This window comes from Cupriavidus sp. FW305-27, from assembly GCF_058787995.1.
The window spans coordinates 1-11557 of sequence record NZ_JBYTAG010000116.1; the positions used below are offsets into that span (position 1 = coordinate 1).

The following is an 11557-nucleotide window of genomic DNA, read 5'->3' on the forward strand; positions in this document are numbered from 1 at the left end:
GGGTATTGGGTGTGTATCGCGATTGGAGTTCGCGCGTGGGCGAGAGCCGTGGCAGGTGCGGGGGGCAAGGCAGCCACCTCGCATTGCCGATGGCCGCAGGGGCTGCGCTATAAGCTGTGATCCGATGCGCCCTGCGGAGCGGGGCATCGCATGAGCGCGGAAGCTCAGCCCAACGCTGCCTGCAGCCATGCAGTGCCATGGCGTGGCCCGCCACGGCCACGCAGGTGGGCCGGGACGCCCGCCATGCCGCAATGTGCGACGCGCGCTGCAGGCTAGCCGGAAATGGGCACGGGCGGGCGGGTGACGGCCCTATTGTCCGCGGATATAGGCGACGGCATTGGTATCCTCATGCACTTTTCGCCAGCCCGGTAGGCCATCGATCAGCTTTGATGCAGGACTAGAGGGCTCCAGAACGGCCCATCGGATCTTGTATTCCTGGATCAGGGCGTGCAGGACCTTGGCATCGCCAGAATAGGCTGCCATATACCTTCGCACGAAATCGTCGCCGTAGAGGTCGGCGCGGCCGTCGATGAGCGGCGCAATGCCGGAGAATATGAGGTAGCCGCCGAAGTTGTAGCTGTTGAAGACCGGCCCGGCGGCACCTGCCGCCATGGCCGCGTTGACGGCCTCACGGGGCAGTACCCGGCTCTGGTCGTGCTGGATGCCTTTGGCAAGGAAGGCGATGCTGCCCATGAACAAGGCCATGCACAACGCGGTAATGGTTCGAATACTCCGTGGTGACAGGCGTGGCTTGATTTCCGGACGGATGGCTGCGCGTAGCTGGGGGCCTACGCTGGGCATCAGCAACAGCGGGGCCAGCAACCCCGGCAGTTCGGCATAGCGCGCGAAGGCCAGGGCAAGGTGAACCAGCCCGAAGCACATCAGGATCCGGGTTGCAGGCAGGCGGAACCCGAAGTAGAGCGCGCCGAACAGCACAAAGCCAAGCCACAGCTCGATTGGCTGGATCAAGCGGAAATCCGGTGACTTCCATTCGCTGATGATGCTGAGCGAAAAACTCATGCCGGAAACGTGGAAGGGGAAGAGCAGGCCGTCCACGCCGTTCGGTGTCAGCAGGGCCGCCAGGACGGTCAGTGCCAGGAATGGTGCCCATGCCCGCGCGCTCCGGCGTGGATGTCCTTCAGTCAGGAAGGCCTCGACGGCCAGCGCGCCGGCCAGCCCGATACCGAGAAGGAAGCTGCCATGCAGGTTGGCCCAGGCCAGCATGACGACCGGCAGCCACAGGCTGGGTCGCTTGCCTTGCTCACGCGCCAGCACAAGGTGGGCGGCCCAGATCACCATCAGCGGCCAGGCCAGCGCATGGGGGCGGGCGAGCAGATGCTGGGCCAGCGTGAGGAAGGCCAGGAGTGTCACGGCGAACGCATGCAGTGGTTCGATATAGCGCAGCAGGAACCGCAACAGTACGGTCAGCGTGACGGCAGTCGCCAGCGCGGTGACCAGCACCGGCCCGGCCCAGCCGAGCCAGGCATGGGATGCGCCAAGGATGACTTCGGCCAGCCATTCATGCGGAACCCATTTTGCGCCGTGAAAAGAGAATGAGAACGGATCGGTCGCCGGCACTGCGTGGTTGGCAAGGATCCATTTGCCGGCGGCGATGTGCCAGAGGGTGTCGGCATCCACTAGCAAGCGGCCACCGATAAATGAGAGGATCGAGAACAGGCTGAGTCCGAAGAGGGCGAGCCAGAACCATTGCTTCGTGGCGAACTGCTGGAGCAGGCTTTCCCTGCTGGTCGTCTCCACCCAGGTCGTGATGATTTTCATGGCGTCTCGCGGTGGCTGTAATGGTTACCCATCCGGATCAGGCGGGAAGGGCGCGCGGCTGGCCCGGCGCCGCCGGGGGCGCAGTTGCCAGGCTGTCGCAATAACCGCGCCATCGCCGCAGGTGCGCTTGTTTTCCCGGGGAGAGGGCGCCGCCTGGGTGAGCGCGTTGCCGAGATGGCGACAACGTGCCCGTGCTCCCGTTTCCACGACGAATCGTGCTTAATTCTTTGAAGCTCGCGGCCGCATGCGAGGCAGCGCGCGCGTGCGGCCATCCCTGCTCCAAAAGTATGAGTCGGAGCGTGCGGCACACAGTGCATTTGGCGGAGACCGACGCGCAATGGCGCCGCTGTGCGTCCGCGCGGGATGAGTCGCCGGGAGTAAGCCGCCCGAACGCGAACGTTTCAGCGGGGAAACGCGCGCTGTCGCCGCGGACTGGCTGCGCCCCCGGTCAATGTCGGGAGAACCGGAATGGCACACGGGATTGCGGTCGAAGCGGGTCGCGATTCAGTTTGGAAACGCTCGCACGAGCCGGATTTCAGCGCCCCCGCGCAGGCCTTGGTTCTGCTTGTACATCGGTGGGCGCCTGACCAGAATGGAGCCAGTACATCGATGCATCGCCGCTGCATTGCCAAGAAGAAATCAGGCCGGCGCTGCCACAGAATATCAGGGGGATGGGGAGCGATGAGCCTGGACCATAGCCCGGCAGCAACGCCGGGGTCAGTGATGTCGCGGCATTGGCTGGACCTGGAGCGTCTCCGGGCCTACAGCGTTGCCGTGCTGATCATCTATGGTGCCTTGATCGTGGCATGGGCATTCAAAACGAGGGGCTTCACCACGGATTCGCTGGGTCGCCCTGGCGTGGATTTCTCGGCCTTCTGGAGTGCGTCGTATCTGGTCATGAAGGGTCAGGCTGCCAAGGTCTATGACTACGAGACGCTGCGGCACGTCATAGCGGCGTTCGGTGCAGTCCGGGGCGAGGGGAAGTTTTTCCTGCCATGGGTCTACCCGCCGACCTTCCTGCTGTTCGTGATGCCGCTGTCCTTGTTGCCGTTTGCAGCGAGCTATCTGCTTTTCATCGGCAGCACGGCAGTCGTGTACATCACCGCGGTACTCAGGATCCTGGCTTTTCCCGGTGTGCCGCGCCACGTGGTGTGGCTGCCCGTGCTGGCTTTTCCCGGAATCCATGAGGCCGCCTTGATCGGGCAGAACTCGTTACTGACGGCCGGCATGGCGGCATGGGCGCTGATCCAGTTGAGAACCCGGCCGGTGCTGGCGGGCGTGCTGATTGGCTTGCTGAGCGTGAAGCCGCAACTGGCGGCGTTGCTCCCCGTAGCATTGGTGGTGGACCGCGCATGGAAGGCATTCTTTACCGCTGCGGCAACCGCGGCTGCGATCGCTGCCTGCAGCATTGCCCTTTGGGGATGGGAAACCGTACCCGCGTTCCTGGAAAGCGGCACGCTCTTCAGGCAGATCGTACTTGAGCAGGGCGAGATTGGATGGCGCCATTGTCCGACCGTCTTCGCCATGATGCGCCGGGCCGGGGCGTCGGTGACGGTCGCGTACCTGGCCCATGGGCTGGGCGCGGTGTTTGCGATCTGGGTGCTGGTCAGAGCCTGGCGCGGCCGGAGTTCGACGGCACTGCGTATTGCCGCGCTGGCCGCGTCCACCGTGATGGTAAGCCCCTACCTCTGGTACTACGAACTGACCTGGGTGGGACTGGCGATCGCAGGCCTGGCAGTCGAGGGTGTGAAGCACGGCTGGATGAAAGGGGAGCGGGAACTGCTGGTGGTGGCATGGCTGCTGCCGTTTGCCCTGAGCATGAATCAGGCGGGTCATCTGCCACCTGCCGGGCCGCTGGTGACGCTGTTGCTGCTGATGGCAATCCTGCGCAGGGCGCGGGCCGGGGAGCGGTTCGCACCAGGTAAATAACAAGGCGCATGACAGCGCAATCACGACGGTGTGTGTGCACAAGCCACCCCGTCTCGGGAGGGGATCATGTCGGGTCCATACGATGTCAAACTGCTTTCCCTCGTTGTGCCCTGCTACAACGAATCCGAAAGCATCAGCAAATTCTTCGCCAGCGTCATTCCAGTGCTCGAATCCATCGATGCGATCCGCTTCGAGATCGTGCTGGTAAACGACGGCAGCTCGGACGACACGCTGGACAAGCTCATTGCATATTCGCGCCGGGATGCACGGGTGCGAGTCGTGGACCTGACGCGGAATTTTGGCAAGGAAGCTGCCTTGACTGCGGGACTCGACGAAGCCCTTGGCGACGCGGTGATTCCCATGGACGCTGATTTGCAGGACCCGCCCTCACTGATCCCTGAGCTGGTCATGCGCTGGCGGGAAGGGGCAGAGGTGGTGCTTGCCCAGCGCAGCAGCCGCGTGTGCGACTCCTGGCTCAAGCGCGTGACCGCGGGCGCCTACTACCGCATCCATAACAAGCTGTCCGAGCAGAAGCTTCCCGTGAACGTCGGGGACTTCCGCCTGATGGACCGGGTCGTGATCAACGCGCTCAAGCAGATGCCGGAACGGCGGCGCTTCATGAAGGGACTGTTTGCCTGGGTGGGCTACCGGACCGTGATCGTGCCCTATGAGCGCGAGTCGCGCAGCGCCGGGCGTTCCAAGTTTTCGGGCTGGCGTCTGTGGAACCTCGCGCTTGAAGGCATTACCAGCTTCAGCACCATCCCGCTGCGCAGCTGGACATACATCGGAGTCCTGATTGCGCTTGGCGCGTTCTGCTACGGCACCTTCATCGTGGCACGTACCCTGATCCTCGGTATTGATGTCCCTGGCTATGCGTCGCTGCTTTCGGTACTGCTGTTCCTGGGAGGCATCCAGCTGATCGGGTTGGGCGTGGTCGGCGAGTACGTCGGCCGCATCTATGATGAAGCCAAGGGACGGCCGATCTATCTGGTGCGGCGCCGTTACCAGGAAACCGGCCAGGACAGGCTCATCGCCTCGGGAAGGCGTGTGATCCGGATCGACCGCGGGCATGTGAGCAGTGGCCGCTGATGCGTGCCCGGCCTGGCCGCGGGACGATGCCTAGTCCCGATAAGTCCAGGCCCGGTGCGCAAGGTAGCTGAAGGCCGGCACCGTCAGGACCACGCCGGCCAAACCAGCCCAATAGCTGGCCCCCAGATATTGCGCCGTCCAGGAAATGCCCATGGTCAGGCCCAGCCCAAGCAGCGATACGCCGGCAAAGCGGCCCAGGGTCCGGTTGCGCAGCCGCGACGAGAAGCTCCACAAGGTGTTGAGAAGATAGGAGCAGGCGGTCGCGCACACGAAGGCCACGCAGTTCGCCGCGACCGGTGAGGTCGCCAGGGTGGTGACCAGCGTCGCGGTGATGGCGACATGCACGCCCGTCGAGGCGGCGCCCGATACCAGGAAGCGCGTGACCCGGCGAAGTTCGGGCGTGGTGATGCTGGCGCTCACGATGCGCGCACGACAGCCATCAGGGAAATGCCGAACGGCAGCGATCCGCGTGCCAGCCAATGGCGTTCCGTGCTGAACAGGCGGTGCAATGCCTGGTTGACGGGTTGGGGCGGGAGACCCGCTCCCGTTGCCTTCCGGCTGCCGCTCAGCCGGTCGCTGATGCGGGCCGCCACCGCAAGCGGGAACAGCAGCGTGTTGAAATAGGACATCCGTTCCACGCGCATGCCGCACCGGGTGGCGAGTGCATGCAGCGACCGCTTGCCATAGCGGCGCTGGTGATGCAGGAAGACGTCGTGGGAACTCCATAGCCATTGGTAGGCGGGCACGGTAATGAGTGCAGCGCCGCCGGCTTTCAGCATCCTTGCGGTGCAGTCCAGTGCCCCGGCATCGTCGGCGATGTGTTCCAGGCAATCAAGCAGGCAGACCAGGTCGAAGCTGTGTTCGGGGAATGGCATGTCGTCGGGGCACCTGCCACTGCGGATGTCGCAGGCTCCCAGGGTCTTCTCCCGCGCCAGCCGCAGGGCGGTGCCATCCATTTCCACGGCGCTGACGTTGCCGAACCGTGACAGCATCTCAAGGTTTCCGCCGGTGCCCGCGCCGATCTCCAGGATCGACGCGTCGCGCGGCAACGCCAGGCTGGAAAGGATCGTGCCGACGATTTCGCGCCGCCCCCGGAACCACCAGTGGCTGGCTTCGGTCTCGGCCATTTCAAGGTAGGCATCAGGTGACATCGGTCGCTTCCTCCGCGATGGATCGGCTAGCCCTGCACGCAGATCAACCCCAGGTCCCCCTTCTTCACCTGCAGCTTGTAATCCCGCATCAACCTGAACAGCGTCACCCGCGAAATCCCCAGCTCTGCCGCCACGTCAATCAGCCGTTCATGATGCCGCTGCAGCGCCTCGACGATCGCGGTCTGCTCGGCCGCTTCGCGGATGGCCGCGAGCGTGAGCGGGCGGTCGTCGGCGGGGGTGGCCAGCTCCAGGTCGTCGGGCTGGATCACGCCGTCTTCGCACATGGCGGCGGCGTGGCGGATGCGGTTGATCAGCTCGCGCACGTTGCCGGGCCAGTTGTGCTGCTGGATCGCGCGCAGCGCCATCGGCGAGAAGCCGCGGATGCGTGCCGGCGACTGCTTGCGCACGTTGTCCAGCACGTGTTCGGCGATCAGCAGGATGTCGCTGCCGCGTTCGCGCAGCGGTGGCTGGCGCACGCGCAGCACGCACAGCCGGTGGTAGAGGTCGCCGCGGAAGCGTTCGGCGGCGATCGCGGCTTCCAGGTCGACATGGGTGGCGGAGATGATGCGCACATCGACCTCCACCGATTCCGTGCCGCCCAGCCGCTCGATGCGGCCGGTTTCCAGGAAGCGCAGCAGGCTGGTCTGGCTTTCGATCGGCATGTCGCCGATTTCATCCAGGAACAGGGTGCCGCCCTGTGCCATCTCGATGCGGCCGGGCTTGCGCTTGGTCGCGCCGGTGAAGGCGCCGCGCTCATAGCCGAACAGCTCTGACATCAGCAGCGTGGGCGGGATCGCCGCGCAGTTGACCGCGACGAAGGGGCGCGAGGCCCGCTCCGAAGCGCGGTGGATGGCATGAGCGGCCAGTTCCTTGCCGGTGCCGGACTCGCCGGAGATCAGCACGGGTGTGTCCCAGCGCGACACCTTCTCGATACCGCGGAAGAGCGATTGCATGGCCGGGCAGCTGCCGATCATGCCGTCCGGGCGTGCGGTGCCGGGGCGGGCATGCTGCGCGCCCGGGCGCAGTTGCGCCATGCCGAGCGCGTGGCCGAGCGATTCCGCCAGGCGAGGGTGCTGGACCGGTGCGGTGTAATAGTCGACGAAGTACAGGCCCAGCAGCCGGCGCGCGGATTCGGTCAGGGACTCCTGGCCGGCGATGATGCCGATCCAGCCGATATGCGGCAGCGAGAGCCAGGGCTCGAACGATTCCAGGTCGGCATCGCTGAAGCCGCCTTGCAGGTCGAGCATCGCCGCAAGCGGCTGGTTGCCCGGGGGTAGCGCGTGGAGGTCTTGCAGGTTGGAGGCGAAGCTGATCTTCCAGCCACGCTGTGCGAGCATCCTGCAGAGCATGGCGTCGTGGTGCTGCGACAGGTACAGCAGCGGGCGGTTGGTGTACGCGCTCATAAATTTCCCCGGATCTTTTGCTTTTACAAAGCCGGTGGCCTGCTGTTGCGGGTCACTGGTTTCGTTGGCTCTAAGGCTTGCGCCTGCCGCAACATGTCAATGCCACGGCCTGGCGCTCTCCCAAAATTGCTGCCCGCGGCGCTGCGTTGCGCGGGCCGGTGGGCCCGTTTTCGCCGCCGCCGCGACCTCACCTCCCTGGCATCGGTCGCGGCGGCTGCCGCTTCGCATCGCCTGCATGGCAGGCTGTTGCTTCACCCCGTTTCTTGTCCGGATGCGCCGGCTCGGCCGATGCGTCCGCTTGTTGTCTGCGTGCCGCCCCGGTCAGCCGTGGCGTGCCGCATAGTCCAGGTACCACGGGCCGCTTTTCGTCCGCTTGCGGCCCGTGTTCCTGAACGACCTCCGCTAATCTTGTCGACGACCCCTGCACCTGGCCAGCCGATGCGGACCAGTTCCTGCCGCGTGGCCCACGCTTACAGCGCCAGTCCGAATCCCGCCCTGGGATGCGGGGTCGTCCTGAAACTGATCTTCGGCGAACGCGTGCCAGTGTGTTGCCGCTTCGGTTTCAGACGTCCCCCTGTTCCGGGCTTCTGTTCGCGCGGACATATGTGCGACGAACGTGCCAGATATGGCTAATCCTTTGATAACAAAAGGAAAAGGAAATTTTCGGCTGGCCTTGGGCAATTGCTGGCGATCAATAACGTTCCGCTTCTGATACATCTGGCGGGATTTCTATATTGCAGCGCAGCATTCGGCGAGCGGGTAATTAGGCGCATGGATCACAGTGCGTGGCAAGCGAGTGTCGACAAGCCTACTTTTCACCGGCAATGCCCATCCGAAGGAGGGAGAGCAAAATTTCAAACGGACAGGCGTCAGGGCTCGAATGCAGCACGCGAATGAAGCTGCCAGGTAGTTTCATTTCCGTTACAACGTTTTGAACTCTGTACCTCGGTAGCCACCCCGGCGTGCCGCGGTTGTCTTCAGCCTTTTGGCGCCGCGCACGCGGTTGCGGGCGCGGTTGGGTGGACGGAATCGACGCGTTGACAAGCGTTTGCACGATGCGGCGCCGGGCGGGCCCGGCCGTATCTCATCTCTTTGGATGGGGCGGGTAGATTTTTCACGGACGCTGGCACGGTGTGCGATCTGGTTGCATTGGTGAAACTCGGACCGCTCTGGCAACGCCGCGGCACCGCGTACGGCAGGCCATCGCAGGGCGTGCGGCACCCGCCAAGCCCTTGATTTCACTGGTCTAGACGAAAATGATTCGTATTGCCAACATCTGCGCCTCAAACAATTTCATGCATGAAACCGCTTGGCGGGCGTGCTGCCGTCGGCGCCAGGGTGGACGTGGCCGGCTTCCTGCCGGACCTGTTCCTCCAGCCAGGCATGGAACTGCTGGATGGCCTTCTCGCGCGGATTGCCTTCGCGCCAGGTGACCCAGTAATGGAGGCTGGACGGGATGCGGGTGGGCCCGATCTGCACCAGTTCGCCGCTGGCCAGGTAATCGTGCGCCAGCTGGGCGCGCGCAGTGGCTACGCCGAGCCCGGCGACGGCCGATTGCAGCATCAGGCCGGCATCCTGGAAGATCGGGCCGCGTTCGGGCTCGTCGCCTGGCAGGCCGGCGGCTTCGAGCCAGTCGCGCCACGGGCGCAACGCAAAGCGCAGCATCGGCATGCGCGGCACGTCGGCCAGCGTGAAGCCGGGGTAGCGCGCCAGCAGCGCCGGGCTGGCCACCGCGATCACATGGTCCTCGATCAGGTTGTGGCATTCAAAACCGGGCAGGTCGATGCGCTGGTGCCAGATGCCGACATCGACGCTGTACGGGTCGGGCGGCGTGATCTCCGCATGCAGCCGCAGGTGCAGGTCCAGCGACGGCACCTGGGCGTGCAGGCTGGGCAGGCGCCGGATCAGCCAGGCATTGGCCAGATCGGCCATCACGCTGACCTGCAGCCGTGTTACCGGCGGCGCGGCGCTGTTGCCGGCCTCGCGCAGCGCGCTTTCGATACTGTCGAGCGCGCCGCGCACCTGTTCCGCCAGCCGCGCGCCCACGCTGGTGGGGGTCATCTGGCTGCCGGTGCGCTGGAACAGCTTGGTGCCCAGGCTGGTCTCGAGCGCGCGGATATGGTGGCTGATGGCGCTGTGCGTCAGGGCCAGTTCCTCGGCCGCGCGCGAGAAGCTGCGGTGGCGCGTGGCGGCCTCGAGCGCACGCAGCGCTTGCAGCGGCGGCAGGTGGACGGGGCGTTGGGCGGGTTTGGCGGGGGATTTGGCCATGGCCGTCAAATTCTACTCACAATTGCCGCGGGTATCTTTCGTTGGCTTTGGTTTGCCGGAGGAACGACAATTCGGGCCATCATGACGACTACGACTTCAAACTTGTCTTCCGCGCCCTCGCAAGCGCGATTTGCCCCTGGTGCTGCTGCCGGCGCCCGCTGGCGCGTGCTGGCGGTATTCTCGCTGGGCTTCCTGGTGTCCTATCTGTTCCGCGGCGTCAACCTGGGCTTTGCGCCGAACCTGACGCGCGAGCTCGGGCTCAATGCCGGCGACCTGGGCCTGCTCACCAGCTTCTACTTCCTCGGCTTCGCCTGCGCCCAGTTGCCTGCGGGAATCCTGCTGGACCGCTACGGCCCGCGCCGCACCGAGGCCGTGATGCTGCTGGTGGCGGTGGCCGGTTCGATGGTGTTCGCGCTGGCGCCCGGCATGGGCGGGCTGGCCGCCGGCCGGCTGCTGATCGGGGTAGGCGTGTCGGTGTGCCTGGGCGCCACCATCCAGGCGCTGTCGATGTGGTTCCCGCTGTCGCGCATGCCCTTGCTCAACGGTGTGGTGATGGCCATCGGCGGCCTGGGCGCGGTGCTGGTCGGCGCGCCGCTGTCGTGGCTGCTGTCATTGACTGACTGGCGCACGGTCAGCATGGGGCTGACCTGCATATCGCTGGCGATGGCGGTGCTGCTGTGGTTCGGCGTGCCGGACAAGCCGCGCGCCGGCAAGGAAAGCCTGCGCGAACAACTGCGCGGCACGCGCCAGATCCTGGTCAGCGAACGTTTCTGGCGCGTGGTGCCGCTGACACTGCTCAACCAGGGCGTGTTCATGGCGGTGCAGACGCTATGGGTGGGTGCGTTCCTGCGCGACGTGCCCGGCTTCGATCCAGCCAGCAGCGCACAACTGGTCTCGGTGATCGGCTTCGCGATGATGGCCGGCTGCGTCGGCGCGGGCTGGGCCGCGCGCCACCTGGAGCGTATCGGCGTAAGCCTGTATGCCTTTGCCGGCACTGGCATGACCGCCTTTATCATGGTCCAGCTGCTGCTGATGGCGCAGGTCCCGCTGCCGCCGGTGCTGCTGTGGGTGGCTTATGGCGTGTTCGGCTCCAGCGGCATCCTGACCTATGCGGTGCTGGCGCGCAGCTTCCCGGATGCGCTGATCGGAAGGGCTACCACGGCGCTGACGCTGACCGTGTTCCTGTCGACCTTTGCCTGCCAGGTGGGTATCGGCTTCGTACTGGACCTGTGGCCCGCTATTGGTGGCCATTACCCGAAGGAGGCGCACCTGACGGCGTGGGCCGTGCTGGTGGCGCTGCAGGCGCTGGCGGCGGTGTGGTACGCGATGGGCGGGCGGCGCGCCCGCCGCGAGGCGGCTGCCGCCCGCTGAGCCGGTCGGCTAGAGAAAGACCGGACGGTCGTCCAGCTCGTTCGGGTTGTGCCCGCCGTCGGAGGGGAAGTGCGTGGCCAGCAGTGCATGGATGCTCGCCACGGTGGCCAGCACCGGCCGTACCGACAGGTCCTGTCTGAGTCCCAGCACCAGTTCGTCGCACAGCTCGCGCCAGGTGGCGGGCCCCACGCTGGCGTCGATGCCGCGGTCGGCGAGCAGCTCGACCGCATGGTCGGCCAGGTTGATATAGAGCAGCACGCCGGTATGGTCCGCGGTGTTCCAGACCTCGAGCGCGCCAAACAGGAAGCGGGCGCGCTCGCGCGGCGTGACGCCGGACCAGGCATCGCCCACCGGCAGGCTGGCTTCGATCACCACGCGGATCTCGCCGCGGTGGCTGGCTTCGCCGGCATGCACGGCTGCATGCAGCTGCTGCTGGGCTTCGGCTGGAAAGTGCTTGCGGGCTGCGCTGGCCGTGGTGGCGATATGGTGCAGGGCACGTCGGAGATTCGGCATTGTCTTCGTTCCTTGTGCTGTCACCAGTTGCCCGAGGCGCCGCCGCCGTCGAAG

9 protein-coding genes are annotated in these 11557 nt (G+C 65.5%); 3 read left to right on the forward strand and 6 right to left on the reverse strand.

The genetic code is table 11. The features are described from left to right. Window positions 1–309: 309 nt before the first annotated feature. Entirely contained in the window at window positions 310–1779 is a 1470-nt protein-coding gene (locus tag AC3WRI_RS32280; protein WP_010813029.1) for a hypothetical protein, read from the reverse strand. A 681-nt stretch (window positions 1780–2460) separates the two neighbouring features. Here AC3WRI_RS32280 and AC3WRI_RS32285 point away from each other — a divergent pair. Further along, window positions 2461–3708 carry a glycosyltransferase family 87 protein gene (locus AC3WRI_RS32285; RefSeq protein WP_062804602.1) on the forward strand — a complete coding sequence of 416 codons (1248 nt, stop codon included), beginning with the start codon at window positions 2461–2463 and terminating at the stop codon, window positions 3706–3708. Window positions 3709–3774: 66 nt separating this feature from the next. After that, window positions 3775–4797, forward strand: a complete 1023-nt coding sequence (locus AC3WRI_RS32290) for a glycosyltransferase family 2 protein (protein ID WP_011614665.1) — start codon at window positions 3775–3777, stop codon at window positions 4795–4797. Between the two features lie 30 nt (window positions 4798–4827). On the opposite strand, the gene AC3WRI_RS32295 is transcribed toward AC3WRI_RS32290, so the two are convergent. The 4 genes from AC3WRI_RS32295 to AC3WRI_RS32310 all read right to left on the reverse strand — a co-directional run bounded on the left by AC3WRI_RS32295 (window position 4828) and on the right by AC3WRI_RS32310 (window position 9619). Beyond that, window positions 4828–5217: a GtrA family protein gene (locus AC3WRI_RS32295; RefSeq protein ID WP_010813026.1), complete on the reverse strand. Its 390-nt coding sequence runs from the start codon at window positions 5215–5217 to the stop codon at window positions 4828–4830. Then, window positions 5214–5948 carry a class I SAM-dependent methyltransferase gene (locus AC3WRI_RS32300; protein WP_010813025.1) on the reverse strand — a complete coding sequence of 245 codons (735 nt, stop codon included), beginning with the start codon at window positions 5946–5948 and terminating at the stop codon, window positions 5214–5216. Before AC3WRI_RS32300 ends, AC3WRI_RS32295 begins: the two co-directional genes overlap by 4 nt. Before the next feature lie 26 nt (window positions 5949–5974). Beyond that, complete coding sequence (locus tag AC3WRI_RS32305; RefSeq protein ID WP_010813024.1) at window positions 5975–7351, reverse strand: sigma-54 dependent transcriptional regulator; 1377 nt, start codon at window positions 7349–7351, stop codon at window positions 5975–5977. A 1293-nt stretch (window positions 7352–8644) separates the two neighbouring features. Next, on the reverse strand, window positions 8645–9619 hold the full coding sequence (locus AC3WRI_RS32310) for a LysR substrate-binding domain-containing protein (RefSeq protein ID WP_010813023.1): 975 nt from the start codon (window positions 9617–9619) through the stop codon (window positions 8645–8647). A gap of 81 nt (window positions 9620–9700) precedes the next feature. Between AC3WRI_RS32310 and AC3WRI_RS32315 the strand changes: the two genes are divergently transcribed. After that, window positions 9701–10990: an MFS transporter gene (locus AC3WRI_RS32315; RefSeq protein WP_492294945.1), complete on the forward strand. Its 1290-nt coding sequence runs from the start codon at window positions 9701–9703 to the stop codon at window positions 10988–10990. A 9-nt stretch (window positions 10991–10999) separates the two neighbouring features. On the opposite strand, the gene AC3WRI_RS32320 is transcribed toward AC3WRI_RS32315, so the two are convergent. Next, window positions 11000–11503 carry a TPM domain-containing protein gene (locus tag AC3WRI_RS32320; protein ID WP_010813021.1) on the reverse strand — a complete coding sequence of 168 codons (504 nt, stop codon included), beginning with the start codon at window positions 11501–11503 and terminating at the stop codon, window positions 11000–11002. Between the last annotated feature and the right edge of the window lie 54 nt (window positions 11504–11557).